Origin of the sequence: Anabaena catenula FACHB-362, from assembly GCF_014698735.1 — a bacterium.
Taxonomy (GTDB): domain Bacteria; phylum Cyanobacteriota; class Cyanobacteriia; order Cyanobacteriales; family Nostocaceae; genus Anabaena; species Anabaena variabilis_A.
In genome coordinates this window covers 1-23,013 of the sequence record NZ_JACJTQ010000067.1, presented here as the reverse complement: position 1 = coordinate 23,013, position 23,013 = coordinate 1, and the positions used below count along the sequence as shown (strand labels likewise).

At 40.2% G+C, this 23,013-nt stretch carries 21 protein-coding genes; 10 read left to right on the top strand and 11 right to left on the bottom strand.

The window, feature by feature from the left end; genetic code table 11:
* The first annotated feature begins 235 nt into the window (after nt 1-235).
* From H6G68_RS24910 to H6G68_RS24900, 3 genes are all read left to right on the top strand, one after another.
* On the top strand, nt 236-895 hold the full coding sequence (locus H6G68_RS24910) for an L-threonylcarbamoyladenylate synthase (protein ID WP_127052431.1): 660 nt from the start codon (nt 236-238) through the stop codon (nt 893-895).
* A 370-nt stretch (nt 896-1,265) separates the two neighbouring features.
* Nucleotides 1,266-2,486, top strand: a complete 1,221-nt coding sequence (locus tag H6G68_RS24905; RefSeq protein WP_127052430.1) for a HetZ-related protein — start codon at nt 1,266-1,268, stop codon at nt 2,484-2,486.
* A 366-nt stretch (nt 2,487-2,852) separates the two neighbouring features.
* Complete coding sequence (locus tag H6G68_RS24900; RefSeq protein WP_190909047.1) at nt 2,853-3,335, top strand: PD-(D/E)XK nuclease superfamily protein; 483 nt, start codon at nt 2,853-2,855, stop codon at nt 3,333-3,335.
* A 286-nt stretch (nt 3,336-3,621) separates the two neighbouring features.
* On the opposite strand, the gene H6G68_RS24895 is transcribed toward H6G68_RS24900, so the two are convergent.
* A complete protein-coding gene (locus H6G68_RS24895; RefSeq protein ID WP_190909046.1) occupies nt 3,622-4,458 on the bottom strand; it encodes a DNA adenine methylase in 837 nt (278 codons plus the stop codon).
* 267 nt (nt 4,459-4,725) lie between these two features.
* On the opposite strand from H6G68_RS24895, the gene H6G68_RS24890 reads away from it, so the two are divergent.
* The 3 genes from H6G68_RS24890 (at nt 4,726) to H6G68_RS24880 (ending at nt 6,425) form a co-directional block, all read left to right on the top strand.
* Nucleotides 4,726-4,932 (top strand): DUF751 family protein, encoded by a 207-nt coding sequence (locus H6G68_RS24890; RefSeq protein ID WP_083389686.1) that lies wholly within the window; start codon nt 4,726-4,728, stop codon nt 4,930-4,932.
* A 129-nt stretch (nt 4,933-5,061) separates the two neighbouring features.
* Nucleotides 5,062-5,460: a 30S ribosome-binding factor RbfA gene (gene rbfA / locus H6G68_RS24885; RefSeq protein ID WP_127052427.1), complete on the top strand. Its 399-nt coding sequence runs from the start codon at nt 5,062-5,064 to the stop codon at nt 5,458-5,460.
* A 728-nt stretch (nt 5,461-6,188) separates the two neighbouring features.
* The gene (locus tag H6G68_RS24880; protein WP_016953171.1) at nt 6,189-6,425 is read left to right on the top strand and encodes a DUF4327 family protein; all 237 of its coding nucleotides are present in this window, start codon (nt 6,189-6,191) and stop codon (nt 6,423-6,425) included.
* A gap of 296 nt (nt 6,426-6,721) precedes the next feature.
* Here the strand turns inward: H6G68_RS24880 and H6G68_RS24875 are convergent, their stop codons facing one another.
* A complete protein-coding gene (locus tag H6G68_RS24875) occupies nt 6,722-7,075 on the bottom strand; it encodes a hypothetical protein (RefSeq protein ID WP_127052426.1) in 354 nt (117 codons plus the stop codon).
* Nucleotides 7,076-7,447: 372 nt separating this feature from the next.
* On the opposite strand from H6G68_RS24875, the gene cdf31 reads away from it, so the two are divergent.
* A complete protein-coding gene (gene cdf31, locus H6G68_RS24870; protein WP_190909045.1) occupies nt 7,448-8,353 on the top strand; it encodes a CDF family zinc efflux transporter Cdf31 in 906 nt (301 codons plus the stop codon).
* Nucleotides 8,354-8,580: 227 nt separating this feature from the next.
* Here cdf31 and H6G68_RS24865 read toward each other — a convergent pair whose 3' ends face one another.
* From H6G68_RS24865 to H6G68_RS24835, 8 genes are all read right to left on the bottom strand, one after another.
* Nucleotides 8,581-9,012: a response regulator gene (locus tag H6G68_RS24865; protein ID WP_190909044.1), complete on the bottom strand. Its 432-nt coding sequence runs from the start codon at nt 9,010-9,012 to the stop codon at nt 8,581-8,583.
* Between the two features lie 531 nt (nt 9,013-9,543).
* Entirely contained in the window at nt 9,544-9,855 is a 312-nt protein-coding gene (locus H6G68_RS24860; RefSeq protein ID WP_190909043.1) for a DUF4282 domain-containing protein, read from the bottom strand.
* A gap of 40 nt (nt 9,856-9,895) precedes the next feature.
* Nucleotides 9,896-10,030, bottom strand: a complete 135-nt coding sequence (locus H6G68_RS27735) for a hypothetical protein (RefSeq protein WP_277925560.1) — start codon at nt 10,028-10,030, stop codon at nt 9,896-9,898.
* A gap of 286 nt (nt 10,031-10,316) precedes the next feature.
* A complete protein-coding gene (guaA, locus tag H6G68_RS24855) occupies nt 10,317-11,939 on the bottom strand; it encodes a glutamine-hydrolyzing GMP synthase (RefSeq protein ID WP_190909042.1) in 1,623 nt (540 codons plus the stop codon).
* Nucleotides 11,940-12,160: 221 nt separating this feature from the next.
* Nucleotides 12,161-13,276: a cobalt-precorrin-5B (C(1))-methyltransferase CbiD gene (gene cbiD, locus H6G68_RS24850; protein ID WP_190909041.1), complete on the bottom strand. Its 1,116-nt coding sequence runs from the start codon at nt 13,274-13,276 to the stop codon at nt 12,161-12,163.
* A gap of 379 nt (nt 13,277-13,655) precedes the next feature.
* Nucleotides 13,656-13,955 carry a DUF7734 family protein gene (locus tag H6G68_RS24845; protein WP_127052421.1) on the bottom strand — a complete coding sequence of 100 codons (300 nt, stop codon included), beginning with the start codon at nt 13,953-13,955 and terminating at the stop codon, nt 13,656-13,658.
* Between the two features lie 118 nt (nt 13,956-14,073).
* Nucleotides 14,074-14,664: a DUF3177 family protein gene (locus tag H6G68_RS24840; RefSeq protein ID WP_190909040.1), complete on the bottom strand. Its 591-nt coding sequence runs from the start codon at nt 14,662-14,664 to the stop codon at nt 14,074-14,076.
* A gap of 395 nt (nt 14,665-15,059) precedes the next feature.
* Complete coding sequence (locus H6G68_RS24835; RefSeq protein ID WP_190909039.1) at nt 15,060-15,305, bottom strand: Calvin cycle protein CP12; 246 nt, start codon at nt 15,303-15,305, stop codon at nt 15,060-15,062.
* 364 nt (nt 15,306-15,669) lie between these two features.
* Here H6G68_RS24835 and H6G68_RS24830 point away from each other — a divergent pair, with 364 nt between their 5' ends.
* Nucleotides 15,670-16,881, top strand: coding sequence for an FIST signal transduction protein (locus H6G68_RS24830; RefSeq protein WP_190909038.1), 1,212 nt, complete (start codon nt 15,670-15,672; stop codon nt 16,879-16,881).
* Nucleotides 16,882-17,029: 148 nt separating this feature from the next.
* Here H6G68_RS24830 and H6G68_RS24825 read toward each other — a convergent pair whose 3' ends face one another.
* Nucleotides 17,030-18,142, bottom strand: coding sequence for a metallophosphoesterase family protein (locus H6G68_RS24825; protein ID WP_190909037.1), 1,113 nt, complete (start codon nt 18,140-18,142; stop codon nt 17,030-17,032).
* A gap of 145 nt (nt 18,143-18,287) precedes the next feature.
* On the opposite strand from H6G68_RS24825, the gene trmB reads away from it, so the two are divergent.
* Both trmB and H6G68_RS24815 read left to right on the top strand, forming a co-directional pair.
* Nucleotides 18,288-18,950, top strand: coding sequence for a tRNA (guanosine(46)-N7)-methyltransferase TrmB (trmB, locus tag H6G68_RS24820; protein ID WP_190909036.1), 663 nt, complete (start codon nt 18,288-18,290; stop codon nt 18,948-18,950).
* A gap of 417 nt (nt 18,951-19,367) precedes the next feature.
* Nucleotides 19,368-23,013, top strand: a 3,646-nt coding sequence (locus H6G68_RS24815) for a DUF4347 domain-containing protein (protein WP_190909035.1), incomplete at its 3' end; no start/stop codon positions are given.

The window sequence follows — 23,013 nt, the reverse complement described above, 5'->3', positions numbered from 1 at the left end:
GGTCATTGGTCATTGGTCATTGGTCATTGGTCATTGGTCATTGGTCATTGGTCATTGGTCATTGGTCATTGGTCATTGGTCATTGGTCATTGGTCATTGGTCATTGGAGAAAAACCAATACCCAATCCCCGCGTCCCCGCGTCTCTCCCTCCCCCGTATCCGCGTCTCTCCTTCCTCCCATTGTTACTATTTTCCTGCCAATGCAAAAGCCCCAATCTCAACCTCAGCATCTTTTATGGCAAAAATTTTCACAATTCATCCTGATAATCCTCAAAACCGCCGAATAGATGAAATAAAGTTGGCGCTCTCTAGTGGCGCTATCATGCTCTACCCTACTGATACAGTCTATGCAATTGGTTGTGATTTGAATGCCAAGTCGGCGGTGGAAAGAGTGCGGCAAATTAAGCAGTTAGCGAATGATAAACCACTGACCTTTTTATGTCCCTCCCTTTCTAATGTGGCGACTTATGCCTTCGTAAGTGATACAGCCTATCGGATTATGAAGCGGTTGATACCAGGAAGCTACACGTTTTTGCTACCTGCTACCAAGTTAGTACCGCGACTGGTACAAAATCCCAAGCGTAAAACGACGGGAATTCGAGTGCCAAATCATATTGTCTGTTTGGCATTGCTAGAAGCGTTAGAAAATCCGATTATTTCCACTTCGGCACATTTACCACCAAATGATGTAGACGATGGAATAGTTGGAGTTAATCCAGATTCTATTCTGTCGCGGGTAGAGCTATTTGACCGTTTGGATAACTTGGTAGATATTATTATAGACACGGGCGAAGAGCCGACTTCTGAAGTGTCTACCATTTTAGACTTGACGGATGAAGAACCAGTAATTACACGGAGGGGGTTAGGTTGGGAAGCAGCAGCAGCTTGGGTATAATAAGAGAGCTTTACAAGTGCAACTATCTGTTTCGGAAATTGTGATAAACATACTCCTGTTTTGAAATTTTCCTACTCACAGGCGCGGGGACTGCGGAACACGGGATGGCGAAAAATCTGGGCATTCCCTTGCTTGAGATTAGTTTTCCCACTCCACAAAGACCTATGTCTCAAATTTGATCTAGTTGCTGATGAAAAAAGCGACACAATTGACAGGCCCTTAACTTTTGAAATTTCCTACAGTCTTATAGGTGAGCAGTACGTGTGGTGGGTCTTGGTAAAAAATATTAGCAAGATTCTCCAGTTAGAACTGGCCTTAAGTACTGTGTCTGCGTTTTAGTTAAGGTGCAATACCAATTTCAGGAAAAGTCATGAAAGCTAACCTCGTCAATCTGCCAAATTCTACACCTGCTTTTGACAGCGATGTTTCGACCGAAGACTTATCAGATGGTAACACTGATACTTTAGTACAACTGCTAGGTCAGGAATTGCAGACTCAAGTTAAAGCTTCTGTTGGGTGTGTGCAAGCTATAGCCGAGCGCATAGCCAAAGAAGTAGAACGCATTTGTGATAAAAGCTCTCGCATCCAAACTTCTGGGCAAATCAGGTCTTGGCAGATTACTTTAGCAAGACATCGAATACAAAAGTGCTTGCGTTACTACCAATTGGGTTCAAGACAAGGACGTGTGGAATTACATAGCAGTCTGGGTGCTATTGTTTATCGCCACGTTACAGTTGCCGGCTCAGAATTAGGTTTTGAAGCTCGTTACAATCTGATTGAAGATTTTCTCCAAGCTTTTTATATCGAAGCGATTAAAGCTTTTCGTCGGGAAAATGAATTACCGGAAGATTACACCCCCCGTACTCAGCTACAACTAGCTGAGTATATGGCGTTTACAGAGCAGTATGCTAAACGCCGGATTAATTTACCTGGTGGTGCTAATCAACAATTGATTGTATTACGCGCTCAAGGTTTTGCTCGCCGTCAGCCTCAAGAAACTACTGTCGATATTGAGATGGCTGTGGATTCAGCTAAGACTGAAGAAGCAGAATCTTATCAACGTAATTTGGCGGTGCAGCAGATTAGGTCGCAAATGGTTGCTAAACCTAATTTTGATCCATCTGAGGAGTCGGAACGCGATCGCGTGATTACAGAATTGATGAAATATCTGGAATCTCAAGGTCAATCTGACTGCATGGATTACCTGTCTCTCAAGCTGCAAGACCTCTCAGCACCGGAAATTGACCAAATTCTAGGCTTAACTAGCCGTCAGCGCGACTATTTGCAACAACGCTTTAAATACCATGTGGAAAAATTTGCCAAACAACACCATTGGCAATTAGTACATCAATGGTTAGGTGCTGGTTTGGAACATAAGTTGGGTTTATCTTCCCAGCAGTGGGATACTTTCTGGAATCAACTCACAGAACAGCAACAGCAAATCTTTAATCTGAAAACTGCTCTTGAGAATGATCAAGCGATCGCAAAAGCTGTCCAATGTACCCCCAAACAGTTACAAAAGCGCTGGACTCAAATGTTAGAACTAGCATGGGCTATCCGCAATGGTCATGCTGAAGTTAAAACCTGCTGAAGACAAGCTGAAATCGCTCAATTTATCTGAAGCCCTGAGCCACTTTATACACCTGTTTTTACAAAACAAAAATCTCCTCTATTTCTCCCCCAGTAACGGGAGAATTAGAGAAGAAGGCGGTGATCATAACCAGTTAATACCCCTGGTTTGACAATTTTCACATCTGACCACATCATTTCCTCTACAGTCTTTAGCAACATAGCCTTTATCTTTATATCAATACATTTGTTTTTGAGTACAAAATTACTATAATATTTCTAGTTTTTGATGGATTTATCTAATCAAAAATTCTTATACTCGACAATTTCCTGTCCCTTCTAAGGAATCCTAATATTAGGAACCCTTTTGAAGATAATCAGGATAAATATGACTCAGGGTGGAAAAGCAGTTACATCTGGTAATGTCTTAGAAAACGCTGTAGAAGGGACTTTGTTGGCACACAAATATGTCCAAGTGGGTTCTGATTTACCAGAAAAAAAACGCCTTGAATGTCTTTTAAACTCCAATAACATAATCAAAAGATATGCAAAGCAGGTTCATGTCGGAAAAGGAATTTATGGTAGCGAAATAACTGTAGACTTTTACATTATTGGTTCTAAATCAATTTCTTCAGGACTGATTATTGAGTGTAAATGGCAACAAACTAGCGGTTCCGTTGACGAAAAACTCCCTTATCTAAATTTAAATATTCAAGATTGTTATCCAGCAGCAGCAATCGTATTAATTGACGGTGGAGGGATGAAACCACAAGCCATATCATGGTTAACCAAACAAGTTGGGTATAATCATAATTTGCTCGCAGTTCATAATTTAAGTTCCTTTATTGCCTGGTCTAACAATCATATTTAGGGTTTGCTGTTCGCGTAGCGTGCCGTAGGCATAAAAGTCTTTTCGTTAGGGGTTAGGAGTCAGGAGTCAGGAGTCAGGAGTCAGGAGGAAGAATTAGAAGCAGCTTTTGAATAGTTGCTTTGGGGGAAAAGTGATAGCGTAAACGCTGACTTGTCAGTTCAGTTTTTGATGGGTAAAATGTCTATTCCTTGCACCTTCTTAACCTTTTTTACCCCTGAATCCCTTGATTTATTTAGGTTTTACATTTATATGCCTAACGGCAGGCTCCGCGAACAGCAAGCCCTATTTAATATGAAGTTACTAATACTTCAGTAATTTTTCCCCGCTTTTTAGCATTAGAATTAATTGACCTGGCTGCTGATATAGTATGAATATTGAAACTATTATAAAGCTTATGAATAAAGTCACAATCTGAATTAGATAGCATAACTTTCACACCACGTTCAGCTAATTTCACAAATACATCTCTTAATTCAACTTGCTGACTTTCAGTAAAAGCATAGCGACTGTAAGCTGTAAAATAGCTAGTTTCACTTACAGGATAATATGGTGGGTCAAAAAAAACAAAATCATCACTGCTAGTCGCATATTTTAAGACTTGGGTAAAATCGGCTTGTTGAATGTCTGCTTGAGAAAGTGCTTGTGATGCAATTCGCAAAACATCTTCTTGACAAATACCAGGATTTTTATATCTACCCAAAGGCACGTTAAATTTACCTTGAGAATTGACCCGATAAAGACCGTTAAAACAGGTTTTATTCAGATAAATAAACCGAGCCGCTTTTTCTAAATTTGTGCCTTCAGGATAGGAACGCACATCATAATAATAATCTCGATCATATTTAGTATGTCTGTCTTTATGTTCTTTTAGTAGTTCAATTAATTCTTCAACATTATCTCTAACACAGCGATAAGTAGTAATTAAATCAGCATTAATATCAGTTAAAATTGCTTTATTTGGTTGCAGATGAAAAAAAACAGCCCCTCCACCTAAAAAGGGTTCATAGTAACTATTGATATGCTGGGGAAAATAATCTTTATATTGCGGAATTAACCGATTTTTACCCCCAGCCCACTTTAAAAAGGGACGTGGGCTAGTTTCTTTGGGGATTTGACTTACCATTTATTTATGATTCAACTAAAACTCAGCTATGTAAATAAAGCCAATATAACTAACGCATCATATTTTATAGCAACCGCCAAGGTGGTTAGAAAGTGAACTAATGATAAAACCTAGACACAAACAGACTTTCAACTCTGTCACCTGTCACCTGTTACCTGTCACCTGCTATATATGAATTGAGCGATTTTCAGCACCATAGATTATAATTATGTTAAATAAGCACCTGAAAACAAACTTACATTTTATAACAAGGCAGTCTATATTCAAATGTTTGACGGATTTTGGGATAACGTCTTTCGCTACCCTCGGTACTTGATCAGTATCGTCTTAGGTCTTTTTCTGAATGCCTTTGAGCCATTAAAGCCGCTTTTTAAACGCCCAATCACCTTAATTGCTATTTTGGGCTTTTTTATGGGGAGTCTGTTTTTCTTAACGCTTACTCTCCGGGCTATGCTTGGTTTGAGTACAATCTAGACAAGGGCTACACCAGTGGGTTTGATCCCTTTGGACTATTGTTGTGAGCTTTAGCCACTTCAAGCACTGTCCGCTCTAAAAAAAGCATCTATTCATGTTGTACAACCTCTGTGAGAAGGCGGAATTTATATGGCTACAAATCGCCGCGTTTCCCGCGTTGCTGAATTAATTAAACGGGAAGTTAGCCAAATGCTGCTCAACGGTATTAAGGATGACCGTGTGGGTACAGGAATGGTAAGTGTCACTGATGTGGATGTTTCCGGTGACTTGCAACACGCTAAAATCTTCGTCAGCATTTATGGGACAGAGGAAGCTAAGGCTGAAACAATGGCGGGTTTAAAGTCAGCGACGGGTTACGTCCGCAGCGAACTGGGTGCGAGAGTAAGGCTACGTCGCACACCAGAAGTTCTGTTTATTGAAGATCGCTCTATAGAGCGAGGTACTAAAGTGCTGAGTTTATTAAACCAACTCCAGCAGGAGCGTCCAGTGGGGTTCTCAGATGAAAATGAGCCAGAAGTTCCCGAATAATTAGCTGAAAATTCACCACATACTGGGTATGGTGTTTGACTCAGCTACATAACCAGAAACCTGGCTCCAAACCAGGTTTTTCGTATCAGCAGGGGCTAAATTAATCCATTAATCGCAGAATAGGTTAAAAAAATGTTAACAGATGGGTTGCTATAAAACTTACTGGTGTAACTTAGCCATTGTAAGTTGCAATAGTTTATACCCCATTTCCGGCAAAAAATTGCTGGTCTATTCTTTAATGAAAACATTACAGACTTTACGGTATTTATTTAGTTCATATCCAGTCTGGATAATTGCTTCTCAAAAAAACTCTCCGCTTCATAGCGTCAGAGCGTCAACCTCAATGATAAGTATATCTCTAGGGAGACGCTAAAGCTCAAAACTAGACACAATATTAAACTGTCAGTAGCCCTAGTTCTGGTACGTTTGCTCAGGATGGGGTTAGCCATAGTGCAGCGTGGGATGAATGACAGGAGCAAAACGGTGCGCCCCTGATTCCGGGTAAGTTAACTACTCTGGTATTCATAATATGAAGGCTACTTATCATCAATGTTATGATTCCTTGACAAACTTAATATTTCTTTAGATAATTTACAGGTCTGTAGCGTCAAAATGATAATAGTTCCGTATAGCAAACTACAAAACCTAGCCACAGGTCTAATTATTGCCATCTTTGTTCCTGATTAATATTGGGAATACTATCTAAATGTAAATTTGTGAGTAAAAACATGAGTGTGAATACGGTGCCTTCTATCAATTACTACTCTCTGGATGTCATCCAGGACGAAGCACGCCAACTGGTGCAAAAGGGAATGTTGAGCCGTCAGCAACCAATATATACACTCTGCCAATACATCCCAGCCAGAGAGTGGGTATGCGTTGAATGTGAATTAGAGAAATGTGACTTTTTATTGCGCGATCGCATTGGTGATTTAATTGGTCGGGAAGAATGGGACAACGACTAGTCAAACATAAATTTTAGATTTTGGCTTGGGTGTTAAGTTTTAATGTGTGGATGACATAACCTAGTACTAGAAGCTAAATCTACGGTATAGTCTCTGATTTTAATTTCCCAAGAAAGCAGAAAACCTACAGCCTAAACTTATACTACTTTTGCAGCAAGCGATATGTACGATTGGCTACGGCTACCCATTTCCCTCGGAAAGTAGTAATTGTTTTATTTATACTTGTTCAGAGTTCATGACTTTGGACAAGTATATTTTTTCAGTTATATGAGCGGTATTAGTTCATACTTGGTGAGTTAACCCACTTGCTCTAAATACTGGTTAATATCCTCAATAACGCGAGTGAGTTCAGCTTCTGTAGTCACTCGAAGGTTGACGTTGCGGACAGTGAGCAGAACTTTAGCAGCAAAGGGAGTAGGCCAGATATTAGGATTGCAAAAAACTTCTAAAAAAACCTCGCCAGTGTAGCGATATTCCAAAGGAGGTTGGGGAGTTACTTTACCACCACCCGGAGTGGGTTTAGCAGTAACAGCTTTCAGGCTTGTCATTAATTCGTCTATTGCTGCTTTTAATTCTCGTGCGGCTTGGGGTGAAAAACTGAAGGAGACAGAACCTTCACCTAGATTCAGTGTGAGAGGGGTAGAAGACATAGCGCTTTTTGGTTAAAACTTCTTGGTAATTACATATTTTACCGGATGGGGTGATGGGGTGAAAAATTGCTGCTTTTTTGGCTGGATCAAAAATCCCATTCGTTGGATTTAGACAATTTGCAGAGAATGAAACTGGAAAATATCTTAGTTATTAATGATAATAATAGTCTTTTATAGATGATTATACTACCCAAATACATCAGGATTGTAGCTAATTTTAATTAAAAATAATCTCAATAAATTAGTAGTAAATTTAGCGGCTGTCGATAGACTTATTCCTTATGGAGTAAGACTTTGATACATTTTATTTGTGTTGATTTGTGCTTTATGTTTTACAGTAGAAGTCATAGAACTTGATGTTATAAATTATCTATGACTTACGATAATCGTGCCGAAGTGCGAAAAGTTTTAATTATTACCCTATTACTTAATTTGTTTGTAATGGGATTAAAGGCATTTGTGGGGTACTCAACAGGTTCTCTCAGTTTGTTAGCTGATGCATTACATAGTGTGACAGATAGCGCCAACAATGTTTTAGGATTGTTTACTAGTAGGTTTTCTTCCCCATATCCAGATCGAGAACATCCCTATGGACACCAAAAATTTGAAGCGGTGGGAGCCTTGGGAATTTCGGCTTTTTTAGGAATAGCCTGTTTTGAGATTCTCCAAGGAGCAGTGGAGCGAATTCTTAAGGGTGGTGAACCTGTAAAAATAACAGCACCGGAATTGTGGTTATTGCTGATTGTCTTAGGTGTGAATATTTTTGTCACCTTTTATGAACGTAGTGTAGGTAAGCGGATAGGTAGCCCAATTTTGATTGCTGACGCTACACACACCATGAGTGATGTTTGGGTGACGATTGCTGTACTTGGTGGTTTGATTGGTATTTGGTGGTTAGATTTTCAATGGCTAGATGTAGTCTTAGCCTTTCCTGTGGCTTTATTGGTATTTTGGAGTGGATGGTCGGTTTTAAAAGAGAATTTGCCTTCTTTAGTAGATGAAATGGCGATCGCTCCCGAAGCCATTCATGCGATCGCTGTTGCTGTTCCTGGAGTGGTTAACTGCCATGCTATCGCCTCCCGTGGTGTTCTTGGCCGCCAAGTTTTCATGGAAATGCATTTAATAGTAGATGCACCAGATGTAGAAACTGCTCACCGTATTACCGAAGAAGTAGAAAGCCAATTAGAAGCACGCTTTAGTCCAGTCAGAATTTTAATTCACGTTGAACCGCCAGCATACCAGTCTGAAAGCATTAGCTTTGAACCAGGAGTCAAATAGTACCAGTAAATGACTTTCGTTATCTATTTAGGCTGGGTGTGCGGTGTAGAAAAAGAAAAAAATTGGTAAATGCATTCAAGATTTATTTTAGAGGTAGTGAATTTTGTGGTCAAAAAATCCTTTTTTTACCTCATTACCCTGGAAATATGTGCAGAAAATCTACCAAAAAATCTACCAAAAAATCTACCAAAAAATCTAAATATATTCCCGAACCTGCAACCCAGTCTTCAGCTAAAGCCGTGGGATTTACTGACCAAACATTGACTAAGTGTGACTAAATTAGCGATAATTTCCACTAATTCACCTGGATCAACAGGTTTAGCTACATGATTTTGAAAGCCTGCTTCTAAAGCACAGATACGATCCTCACTATCGGCATAAGCAGTAAGAGCAATAGCAGGAACTCGTCCTCCTTCCTCTGCTTTGAGCGATCGCACCTTACGAATGAAGGTATAACCATCTTCATCAGGCATAGCGATATCGCAGATTAACGCATCAGGTTTTAACTTAGGTAGTATTTCTATGGCAGAGGCAGCTGAAGAAACTGCTGTAACACTAGCTCCATCTGCTTCTAAAACTATAGAAATGTAAAAGCGGCTATCCTCATCATCATCAACCACAAGAATGCGTAAGCCAGTTAGAGGGAGATTAGCTTGCATAATATCTCCATTAGTATTGGGAATTAGAAAGAAGTATCTTCGCTTCTTGTTTTATCCTCAGTCATCAGACCAAGAGTAATTTTACTGCGATCGCGCCTATTTTCCTAGACAATAAAATTCATTAGATGTCTATTGCGTCGTAATTATGAAAGCGCGTGCCGGAGGTAATAAGCTGCTCCACATTTAACTTGCTTAACGAAGGCAGGGGGCATGAGTCCGTTTTTGTAACGGGGATTTATACCCCGCTCCAAAAACTTTGGACGAAGTCCGGTTTTAGACCCGATTGTTTCGATAATTAGCAATGGGAAGATGCCCACTCCACAAGAGTTATATTTTATAGCTGTAGCCAGGATAGTTAGGACATTATTAATCCTTGAAACTTAGATATAATAAGGCTTTCCCTCCTGCCTCCTGCCCTCTGCCTCCTGCCTCCTGCTATATGTTTAATTCGGTTATGCAAATTAGATGTTTTTCAGGTTCTTAATTTCCAACGCTTGAATGGCATCGTTACTTCCGCCAAGCTTCCCTAATTTAGGGATTTCTCAGACTTTCTGTATTATCAGCAGTACGACCTGTATTAGCTGCTGTGCGAAATGCCACCAGCAAACCTTCTAACCCAACTCTAATAAATATTATGTACAAGAAGAAAACTAGCGGCGCAAGCAATAAGCTCACAATCCCAGGGAAAAATCCTTGATTAAAACCGCTTAAAATAATGCCCAATCCTCCCAAGCCAGCAAAAAACATACCAATACCGTAAAGAACACCAATGATGCTTGGGGTAATAAACTCCGAAAACGAGAAGTCGAACAGTACCGTAAAAAATCCTCTAGATCTAGCCATCCTACCTACACCTATCTCTTAGAATCTTATTATCCTTAAGTTAGACTAAATCCGTACCAGGATCATAATTATTCGTATTTAGGGTTTGCTGATAGCGTAGCTTGGCGTAAGCCATAAAAGTCTTTTCGTGAAGACAGGGAATAGGGAATAGGGAATAGAGAATAGTTTCAACCATTTGCTATCGGTAAATCTTCCTTCCAGTCCGCTAAAAATGCTTTCTTTTTGAAACTCCTCCTAGAAAAACCTGGCACTTTTTTCACATCAAAGAGTCTTAAAGCCTTATCTGTTAGTGTTTTTGCGTTTATTCAGCCAGCCCTATTTATCCTTTGCAAAAAATAGAGAATGCCGACGTTGAAAATGATTCAGGTCGGCATTACCATTTTGAGATATGTGAATTTAAACCACTGTAAATTTAAACCACTGCAAGTGTTCCAGAACCACAGAAGAGACTCAAAACTTGATTACTCCCACTCAATAGTTCCAGGTGGTTTAGAAGTGATATCGTAAACCACGCGGTTTACCCCTTTCACCTCGTTGACAATGCGGGTAGAAATCACTTCTAGGACATCATAAGGCACACGCGCCCAATCTGCCGTCATCCCATCTTCACTAGTGACAATCCGCAAGACAATCGGGTAAGCATAGGTACGTTTATCACCCATTACACCCACACTGCGAATCGGTAGCAATACTGCGAATGCTTGCCAAACTTCATGATACAAGCCACGCTGGTTAATTTCTTGGCGGACAATCAAATCGGCATCGCGTAAAATATTTAACCTGTCGGCAGTGACTTCACCTAAAATGCGAATTGCTAAACCAGGCCCTGGGAAAGGTTGTCTTTGGACAATTTCTTCTGGTAAACCGATAGAACGACCAACTTTGCGGACTTCATCTTTAAAGAGTTTCCGCAACGGTTCCACCAGTTTAAATCTCAAGTCTTTGGGTAAACCACCAACATTGTGATGACTCTTGATTTTGACTGCTACCCGTTCACCTGTTTTGGGATCAACGTTGGTATCAGCAGATTCAATCACATCTGGATACAATGTACCTTGAGCTAGGTAGTCAAAATGGCCAAGGTCTTTGGATGTTTCTTCAAAGACGCTAATAAATTCATGTCCTATGCGGCGGCGTTTTTCTTCGGGGTCTGTGACACCGGCAATAGCGGCAATGAAGCGATCGCGTGCATTCACATATTTTACCGGAATGTGAAACTGTTCTTGGAACAACTTCAACAATCTTTCTGGCTCTAACTTCCGCATAAAGCCTTGATCAATAAACACACAAGTCAGCTGTTCACCAATGGCTTTATACAGCAAAAATGCCAGAGTTGAAGAATCTACTCCCCCAGAAAGTGCCAACAGCACCCGCTTTTCACCGACTCTGGCGCGAATTTCCCGAATAGACTCTTCTACAAAAGCTGCTGTTGTCCAGGTGGGTTCGCAGTCGCAAATGTGATAAACAAAGTTGCGAATTAATGCTAAACCACCAAGGGAATGTACGACTTCTGGATGGAACTGTACACCGTAAAGTTTCTTGTCGTGGTCTGCAATAGCCGCACAGGGAGTATTTTCTGTATGTGCTAGTAATTCAAATCCCGGTGGCATTTGTGTGACTGAGTCTCCATGACTCATCCACATGGTTGTGCCGTCTTCAACATTAGTCAACAAGTCTGTAGGGTCATCTATATATAATGATGCTTTGCCGTATTCACCTCGTTCAGCTTTGGTGACTTCCCCACCCAGTTGGTTGACCATCAGCTGCATACCGTAACATACACCTAAGATGGGGATTCCCAACTTCCAGATTTCTGGGTCACAATGGGGAGCGTTATCGCCATATACTGAATTTGGACCGCCGGACAAAATAATTCCTTTGGGATTTAGTTGTTGTAAATGTTCAGCTGTTGTCCGATAGGAAAGAACTTCAGAATATACTTGAGTTTCGCGGATACGACGGGCAATTAGTTCAGAATATTGAGAGCCAAAGTCTAAAATTACAATTATTTGGCGATCAAGCTTTCTCAAATTTGATTGTGTTTGAGGTGCTTGTTCGGTTGGTAGAGTCACCGCTGTATTCATGATGGCGAGAGTGTGTCTTTAAGGATAAATCGGTCTAACGTAATCACCATTTCCGGCTTTTTAGGCTTGTCATGGTCAGAAAAAACCTATATAGATAGACGCGACTGCTGCCGCGCCTGTTGAGCCGATAAATCTAGCTGAGTCTTAAAAGCTACAAATCACTCTATAGTAGGTAATCCAAAAAATTATTTATTTGGTTTATTATGATAATTCATAATAAGTTAACATAATTTTTCTATTAACATACCACCAGTTTTACTTTTGACGATAATTTGGCGATCGCGGTCAAAAAGAACTGAACCACAGACTGTAATGTTCATACCCCTGTCGCTGTGGCTGTGAATATATTCTTGGCAACGAATATCAATGGTTTCAGCAAGGCTACCATAAACTTGATTAACCCAATGACTAGCAGTAGAATGATCGAGCGATCGCAGGTGTTTTAATGCTGCTTCCGCAGTAGGGCTATGAAACACTGTTTGTATATCAGGAGACTGTAAACCCAGCATTGCACAGTGTGCTGCTAAAATTTCCCGTCGGCCATCAGCTAAATGATGATGGGTGTGAAAAATTCCCCCTGCGAGTTTCATCAGTTTACCGTGATAGCCAAATAATAAAATTTCTTTCACTCCTAGCAAGTCAGCTTCTACTAACATCGGTCCGATCCAGTTAGCCGTTTTTACCAATTGTTCCGAATTTATCCCTAGTTTTCGCGCTAAATCTAAGCCGTTTTCGCCAATACAGAAGACTAAATTCTCAAACCGACTAGCTTTATCTTGTAACTCCCCACGAAAAGCGGTAAGTTGATCTGGTGTACTCAAAGGTTGAGAAATCCCCGTTGTTCCTAATAAGGAAAGTCCTTCAACTACACCAAAAGCAGCATTGGAAGTTCTCAGGGCAAGCGATCGCCCTGCCGGTAAAATAATCGTGACGGTGATTTTTTCCCCTGGTGTGAGCAACCGCTGCAAATTTTCTGTTAACAACCTTTGAGCATAACCATAAATTGCAGCTTTCCCTTCACCATTCAATTGCTTACCAATTCCCTCACCACCCTTAATCACAACTGATTCCCCATCTCCCTCGAACCATTGCACCAACGCCCAAATAGGCGTATTTTTAGTCAAATCGAGGTTATCACCCGGATCACTGCGGGTAATTGCCAAAGCGCTATTTTCCGATAGTCCTGCTACCTGTTCAATTGGTATTTCTGCGATTACGTCCGGTTCAATCAAATCCACTGAAGTTACACACAGGGGTTGACTATGACGTAACCAGTGTAAAGCGGCTACAGCAGCAGCACAAGCAAAAACGGGAAGGGTGTATCCAGAAAGGGACATGAGCAAAATTCACAATTCAAAATTCACAATGTAAGAATTCAGGAGTCAGGAGTCAGGAGTCAGGAGTCAGGAGTCAGGAGTCAGAATGCTTATGAAATGAAGAATAGAGAGAGGTGAGATTTTATCAAAATCATCAAAGTTTACTAAAACAGCCTTTATTCTCCTGAACCGCAGGTCTGCGTAGCGTCTTCTGTAGTCTCTATCCTGAATACTTACTTCACAATTCAAAATTAAGCTGAATTTCTAACTTAAGTAGGTAGGCAGAATAAAACCAAACTGTCTAAAGAAAAGTAAACAAGGCTAAAACCCGTTTTCCCCCTGCTAGAAAGCTCCCTGCCCCCCTGCCTTATCCCAACGACAATTTTTAACGCCAACCTACTTAGACTCCTACTTCTGATAATAGGACTTGCATAGCTTCCCAAGAGATTCCTCTTTCGATATAACGGGGTGATTCAGGATTATAGGGGCTACCGATGCGGTCAATACCGAGAATTGTGGCTTCATCGGGTAAAACAGGTACATCCGGGTCAAAGGCAGTGGGACGCATCAAAGAACTAGAAAAGCCCTTAAAAATTGCGATTTTGTCTTGCTCATCAGTCATGTTGATCGTGACAATGAGGACTTCTTGAGGGCGTTTGACAGTATATTGCTCTAGCCGTTTACCAATGGAATTATTCATCAATCAAAAACCGTGTAACTTATTTACTCATCTGAAGTATTTACATCTGAAAATTAATTTTCATACTTCACACGTCATAATTCATTTTTCATCTTTCATCTTTCATCTTTCATATTTTTTATTGTGTGGCTGAACGCCCCTGCTTGCCTAGCTTAATCAACACGAAGTAGCTTAAATAAACCACATAAACTACTAAACCAATTATGCCTAGAAAGCTGAGAAAAGCAGGCTTGCTATTGTGATGGAAGTAATCTTTAAACAGTAATGGTGCTTCCAACCAAACGCTACAGTAGGAGCTTTTGAGAGAAATTTCAGAAAAAGCACAACCCAAAAAAGGTACAAGAGCTACTGTACTCAGAATACAGTAAACAGTTGTTGCCCAGCGCCAAGATGTGAAAATCAATTTCAATAACCCACTAGATTGATATTCAATTTCATCGTTGATATCAACCCAGAACCATAGAGAAATGGGGATGAGAATACGAGCTATTAAAGCAGAAATAAAACTTACGGCCAATCCACCAATCATCAAGTAAAGCGTTATTAGCAATAAACTTGCTACTCGCCAGTAAATCATTAACAAGCGTTGTATTGCTTCTGATTTTTGTACAAATGCCCAAATCAGCAGAATCAGGGGAATAATTACTGTAAATAATAAAGCTAATCTATATTCCATCCAGACGTAAGGGCGAAACCAAATTTGTGGCATAAATTGTGTCAGGTTTGTCAGGTTTGTCAGGTGATAAATCTAAAATTTATTTATCTTTTATTTGATAGTTTAATTAAGGCAAAAAAGCAAGCAACTCATGAATCTGTAGCTGATATTTTGCACTTATATAAAATAGTACCAGGAAGAATTTAGGAATTCAGCCCAATCTATTTTCTATTCAGCATACCGAGAAAAAATGCTTTCTTTGCTTTCTTTTTCAAGGTTGTGGCTGAGGTTTTGTCCTCTGCATAAACTCCCTTACATTCCCGACACGCAAAAATGAGTAAAGGGAGGATGTGAGATGGATATGGAGTGGTGGGAAGGTGCAAGATATTCAGTTAATAGATCGTGGTTGCTTGCCCACTAGACTAAAAGAAAAGGTATTAACTCAATTTCTAGTCTTCGTAAAGTCGGCACTCATCTGCTTCGGGATTAGCATCACAGTATTTTTCTAAAGAGTTCTTTGGTTTCTCTTGACGCTGGTGGGAAGCTTCCGCTTGCAGTTCTTCAACTGCATCCCAAGCCGCAGCACATTCAGGCGAACCGCTACCTGTAATGTCACAGACAACACGCGCTTGTTCAATTTCTTCCTGGATCTTGTCTTGAATATCGGGATTTGCTGTTTCTTGGATATTTGTCATTGTTTTAGTCTCGTTATGTGTTGTTTATACTAGTGTAGAAAAAAATTCAAAAATTGCAGTGTTTGCTCTATCGCTTACTATTCTAACCACTGACCTGATCAGTTCGTATTTGAGCCTGATAATCCATAACTAATACAACAAATTGCCTCATCTGTACTGTGTTCTCCTCTATGTTTTAAGATTTTGTGGGGACAGTACTACAGAAAAACAATCATACAATATATTTAAATGCATCTGGCAAGAAGTCACCGTCCTGGATGCGGGGGTAGATAAAGGGCTGGTGCATGAACTCTTGTCGGATGCAATACTTCCCTAGATAAAACCATCAACTACTAGCCTCAATAGAGAAAGAAGCCCAGAACTCATGGCAGACAAAATGCAGTGGGCAAATGCCCTATCAACCCGTCCTTCTTTAGAAGCAGCTGTTGCAGATGTGGTACAACAAGCTGTCTCATCTTTAACAGCACCTGCGGATTTGGGGCTGGTGTTCATTTCGTCTGCTTTTACAAGTGAATATTCCCGACTCTTGCCATTGCTGGCCGAAAAACTTTCAGTACCTGTGCTGATTGGTTGTAGTGCTGCTGGTGTAGTGGGTAGGAGAGAACCAGGAAAAACCGAAGAAATAGAAGCAGAACCAGCTATCAGTTTGACTTTAGCCCATCTTCCAGGGGTGAATATCCAAGCTTTTCATGTTGTGGCTGAAGAATTACCTGATTTGGATAGTTCTCCCAATGCTTGGATTGATGTCGTCGGTGTGCCACCATCACCAGTACCCCAATTTATATTATTGTCTAGTGCGTTTTCGTCAGGAACTAATGATTTATTGCAGGGCTTAGATTTTGCTTATCCGGGTTCGGTAGTTGTGGGGGGACAAGCTAGTGGTGGGTTTGTGAGCGATCGCATTGCTCTATTTTGTCACAACCGCTTATATCGTGAGGGGACGGTGGGTTTAGCTTTGAGTGGTGATATTGTGCTGGAAACAATTGTGGCCCAAGGATGCCGACCGATTGGCCAGCCATTGCGTGTGACTAAAGCTGAACGCAATATTATTTTGGAGTTAGATGAGCAAGTACCTTTAGTAATTTTGCGAGATTTGATTGGTAGTCTTAGTGAACAAGAACGTTTGCTGGCACAGAATTCTCTGTTTGTTGGTTTAGCAATGAATGAGTTTAAACCTTCTTTACAGCAGGGTGATTTTTTAATTCGCAATCTACTGGGTGTAGATCCATCCGCTGGTGCGATCGCTATTGGCGATCGCGTCCGTCCTGGTCAAAGGTTACAATTCCACCTGCGGGATGCTCAAGCTTCTGCTGAAGACCTAGAATTGCTTTTACAAGAATATCTTGACAACAACCGCAGTGAATCCTCTCCTTTGGCAGCTTTGATGTTTAGTTGTGTTGGACGTGGTGCAGGTCTTTACGGTCAGCCTAATTTTGATTCTCAGCTATTTAAGCGTTACTTCCATGACATCCCCATAGGAGGTTTTTTCGGTAGTGGTGAAATCGGACCTGTGAGTGAGAGAACTTTCCTTCACGGTTACACTTCCGTGTTTGCAATTTGCCGCCAACCTTCGTAATTGGAGGCTGCTCTTGCATGGGGCAGGGGGGACGCGGTGACGCGGGGAGATGAGGATGCGAGGAAAATTAAGAATTCCCTGTTAAGAGTTCCCTGTTCCCTGTTTACGAATTACGTATCCCTAGCGGGACCGTAGGCACTATTACGAATTACGAATTACGAATTAAAAGTGTGCTGTTGTTATCAATTAAGTAAGCAGTACTACCTTGACTAACTGCACCATATTTTTGAATGTAGCGACGCACTTCTAGGGGAAATTCAGGGTAGTCTAAGACTCCATCTCCATCGGCAATAGTTGCCCAAAAGTCTCGTAAATTGGGGGCTAGTTTTTTTGCTTGCGCTAATGGTAGGTTTAAGGGTGGTAAAGTTAGTAACTTGATCAGGAAGGGGAAAGAGCGATCGCCCATCCATTCTTTTGATGACTGCTGTAAGTTGGGAAAATCTGGAACTGATTCCACGCGATGAGATATAATTTGTAACCATTCCTTACCGACATGATCTCGTTGAAACTCCAGAACACGATAAGGATGAGGATAGCTGACTAAGGAACCAGTGGTAATATCATATACTCCATCTGCACAAGCTACATCCTGAACGTGCAAATGCCCTGTAAAGACTAATCTAACTTCATGTTTACGTAATAAGTCTAATAGCTCTGGTGCATTTTCTAACATATAGCGATTTGCCATGGGGTGGTTTGATTGATTAGGCAAATGCTCAACCACATTATGATGCACCATTACCAAAACCAATTCATCCCCAATGGCTGCTAGTTCTGATTCTAGCCATTTGAGTTGTTTTTCATCCACACGCCCGACCTGCTTACCCAGGTCATCAAATGAGTTAGAATTTAGACCTATCAGCCGCACTCCTGGCAATAATGGACAATTGTAGTAAGGTTGCTCTGGGTTTTCATAGCCAAACTTGCGGTAATAGTGAGGGAAATCAGCGAAAGCAATTGATTGCTCATTTGCCATTAACACGGGAACGTCATGATTACCAGGAACAACATAGACAGGAAAAGGAAGTTGAGATAACTTTGTTTGCAACCAAGCGTGGTTCTCTGGTTCACCGTGTTGGGTTAAGTCTCCGGGAATCAAGAGAAAATCTAAATCGAGTTGGATTAAATGTTCTAGTACACTTTCAAAAGCTGGAATACTGACTTCGACAAGATGAAAGCGGCTAGGATGATCCCAAATTGTATGGGGAAGCCCAATGTGTAAGTCACTAACTATGGCAAAACGAAAATTGATATTATTCATTGATTTAAGAAAATGTTAAAAGCAGAAGAGCAAATACTCTTTTTCCCAAAGTATAACTCTTGCTTTGGCTGACTGGGGATCAGCCGTCAGACTTAATATTTGTACACATTTATGTTGAATTTTTTTACCTCAAGGAGATTTGATTTTGGCAGTTGTCCGAGTTCGTCAACACGTTAACCCACTTGCTAACAAGTATCAAATACCAGCGAATCCCCTAGAGTGGGAGAAGGTTTATCCACAGCCAAACCAGCCCCTACACTTAGATATTGGTTGCGCTAGGGGCAGATTTTTACTAGAGATGGCACAAGCAGAACCAAACTGGAATTTTTTAGGTTTGGAAATTCGGGAACCTTTGGTTGTAGATGCTAATAGGTTGCGTTGTGAGTTGGGTTTAACAAATTTGCATTATTTATTTTGCAATGTTAATAACTCATTAACACCTCTTTTATCGACTTTAACACCAGGAATTTTACAGCGTGTAACCATTCAATTCCCTGATCCTTGGTTTAAAAACCGCCATGCTAAAAGGCGTGTAGTGCAACCAGAGTTAGTGGCAGAATTAGCCGGTTATTTGGCGGTTGGTGGGGTTGTATTTGTGCAATCTGATCAAAAATTTATTGCTGTGGAAATGTGCGATCGCTTTTCTGAACACCCAGCATTTGTGAAAATGGGTACAGAGGAATGGTTAGCAGAGAATCCTCTACCAGTTCCCACAGAACGGGAAATAGGAACTATTAACAAGGGTGAACCAGTTTATCGAGCTTTGTTTGTGAAACGAGAAATCGTGAATATAGACTCCCCTGTTTAAAAGCACAGCACTTGTGATCTCAGTAAATCAATTTAGACAGACTCCTAGAAGAAAAGTCACAAAGAGACGCGGGAATGGGGAGATGGGGAGCCACCAAATATTCATTTTACGTAAAACCACTGTAGTTATTTTTAAATATGTAGGCTTTAATGCAAGTAATAGATTGATCTTTTCTTCGTTTAGTTAGATTCAGCCTAATGTTCATATTCTCAAGATTTACTGTTGCTGTTAAAACTTCAATTGCATAGTAATTGAGTAGTCTGTATTTTGACTATCTTTGTAGTTCAAGTAAATTATTAGCAGCAGCTAATCCTCATATATTGCTGAAAATATCAGCTAATTTTTCAGTGGCTTCTTATTTCGTTTTGAAGTCAAATTCAACATCTCTAAATACTATTAAATCTTAGGTGATACAATATGAAAAATACCATCAATTCAACTAATTTAATCTCTTCTGTTCCTTTATCTCAAACTCTTGTTTTTATTGATTCTAGTGTAGATGACTATGAATTTCTCGTAAATGGTGTGACGCTAGGTGTTGAAGTCAGAGTCATTGCTAGTCATAAAAATGGCATTGAGCAAATTACCACTCAGTTGCAAAATTTTGTAGATGAAGGCGGTTTAGTTGACGAAATTCATATTTTATCTCATGGAAATCCTGGTTGTATATATTTAGGCTCAACTGTTTTAAATGCAGACACATTAGAACAATATCACCACGAATTACAGCAATGGCAAAAATTACTAAATAAACAGGCAAATATTTTTCTGTATGGTTGCAAGATAGCCGCAGATTCCGGTCAATATTTTGTAGAAAATTTAGCTAAATTAACTCATGCCAATATTACCGCAGCTACTAAATTTATAGGGAATATTGCTGGTGTTATCAACTGGAATTTAGACTTTAGCACAGGTGAAATTCAAGGAAATGCACCATTTTCAGCAGCAGTCATGGCAAATTATCCAGGAATTTTAGCTACCATTACAGTTACAAGTAATGCTGATAGCGGTGCAGGTTCTTTAAGACAAGCGATCGCTAATGCGGCAGCAGGAGATACAATTACTTTTGCTTCTAGTCTTGCTAACCAAACTATCACATTAACTAGCGGACAATTAACCATCAATAAAAACCTCACTATTGATGGTGGTGCTGTGACTAATTTAAAAATTAGTGGTAATAATGCTAGTCGAGTTTTTGCAGTAACACCAAATGCTATTTACCAACCATCAAATGTGGTATTTAGGAATATAATTATAGCTAATGGACGTGTTAACGGTACTGATGAAAGTGCAGCAGGAGGAGGAATTAGAACTTTTGATGCCAGCACAATTTTAGTAGAAAATTGTCAACTTAATAATAATTATGCCGGTTACGGTGGAGGTGCTATTTTTAGTGGTTTTAAAGGTAATACCACCGTAATTAATTCTAAATTTGATGGGAATATTGGTGCGGGAGTAAACACTGAAAGGGGCGGAGGTGCTATAGCCACTAAAAATGGAGGTAGTTTAACTGTTAAAGATTCAGAATTTACCAATAACAAAGGTACGACTGGTGGTGCAATTAATAGTCTCTTGCAAACATTAACCGTAGAAAATTCCATCTTTAAAAATAACGATACCCTGGCAGGTGCTACCATTATTCCAAATCCTGGATCAGGCTGGGGTTATGGTGGTGCTATTTTCACTGATGGTGCAAATGCTTCTGGACCAAACTTTGATTATGGAATGACAGGTGGTACTATTACCATTCGTAACAGCCAATTTGATGGTAATACAGGTGCTGGACAAGGTGGAGCATTGTTTTTGTATGCCTATTATTCAGATCAAATCAATATAGAAAATACCACCATTGCCAACAATAAAGTCGTTAAAAATGGTAGAGGTGATGCTTTCGGCGGTGGAGTCAGAATTGGAATTAACTTGGGTCGATACGCAGATCAACCTACTCTTGAAGGTGGATTTAGTATTAAGAATTCAACTATTTATAACAATACCGCCCTTAAAGAAGGTGGTGGTTTATGGGTGGGAGAAGATTCCAAAGGAAGTATTATTAACAGCACCTTTTCTGGTAATAAAGCCGATGATGGTAGCGGTAATGGTTTTGGTGGGGCAATCACTTTTGAGAATCGTGGCAACCCTGTCAGCGTTACTAATACTACTATTGCCTACAATCATGCTGGATTTCAAGGCGGTGCTTTTTGGGGCGGTGGTAACAATATTACTCTGAAAAATACAATTGTTGGCTATTCCACCGCTGGTAATATTTGGGGTGTTAAAATCAATACTGGAAGTCAATTTAGCGATGGTGGTAGTAATATTCAATGGCCACCGAAACATCCGAATGATTTTAGTGATATGAATATTACTGGCAGTCCCAGTTTGATTATTGCTGATCCTCAACTTGACCCCGCTTTAAAAGATAATGGTGGTGGTATTCTTACCCACGCTTTACTAACAAGTAGTCCAGCGATTAATACAGGAACAACGACTACCGTAACGACTGACGCAAGGGGTTTAAATCGAGATAGTAATCCTGATATTGGGGCTTTTGAATTTAGTGCAAGTGTTGGATCTAATGCTGCAGTAATTATCACCCCATCAGGAGGTAGTACAAACGTTACAGAAGGTGGTACAACTGATAGTTATGCAGTTGTGCTGAATAGTCAACCTACAGTTAATGTGACTATTGCTCTTAATACTGGTACACAACTGATAACCAATGTAACTCAGTTAGTATTTACTCCTCAAAATTGGAATGTAGCGCAAACAGTGACGGTGACAGCGGTTGATGATACCCTTGTGGAAGGATATCACAGCGCGACTATTCAACATACTGTTAGCAGTGGCGATACTAAATATAATGCTATTGGTGTCAGTCCTGTTATTGTCACAATGACTGATAATGATCCTGGTGTGATGATCACTCAATCAGGAGGTAGTAGCTACGTTACAGAAGGTGGTGGAACTGATAGTTATGTGGTGGTTCTTAGCACTCAACCTACTGCTGATGTGACTGTTGCAATTAATAAAGGCACACAACTGACAACCAACGTAACTCAATTAGTATTTACTTCTCAAAATTGGAATGTAGCGCAAACAGTGACGGTGACAGCCGTTAATGATAATGTAGCAGAAGGATATCAGAACACAACTATTCAACATACCGCTACTAGCACTGATAGCAAATATAATGGGATTGCCATTAGTTCTGTTAATGTAGGCATTACTGATAATGATCCTGGTGTGATAATCACTCAATCAGGAGGTAGCACCTACGTTACAGAAGGTGGTGTAACTGATAGTTATGCAGTTGTGCTGAAGAGTCAACCTACTGGTAATGTGACTATTGCAATTAATAAAGGCACACAACTGACAACCAACGTAACTCAATTAGTATTTACTTCTCAAAATTGGAATGTAGCGCAAACAGTGACGGTGACAGCCGTTAATGATAATGTAGCAGAAGGATATCAGAACACAACTATTCAACATACCGCTACTAGCACTGATAGCAAATATAATGGGATTGCCATTAGTTCTGTTAATGTAGGCATTACTGATAATGATCCTGGTGTGATAATCACTCAATCAGGAGGTAGTACCTACGTTACAGAAGGTGGTGGAACTGATAGTTATTCCGTTGTTCTTAACGCTCAACCTACTGGTAATGTGACTGTTGCAATTAATAAAGGCACACAACTGACAACCAACGTAACTCAATTAGTATTTACTTCTCAAAATTGGAATGTAGCGCAAACAGTGACGGTGACAGCCGTTAATGATAATGTAGCAGAAGGATATCAGAACACAACTATTCAACATACCGCTACTAGCACTGATAGCAAATATAATGGGATTGCCGTTAGTGCTGTCAATGTAGGCATTACTGATAATGATATTGCTGGGGTGAATATTACTCAATCAGGAGGTAGCACCTACGTTACAGAAGGTGGTGCAACTGATAGTTATGCAGTTGTGCTGAAGAGTCAACCTACTGGTAATGTGACTATTGCAATTAATAAAGGCACACAACTGACAACCAACGTAATTCAATTAGTATTTA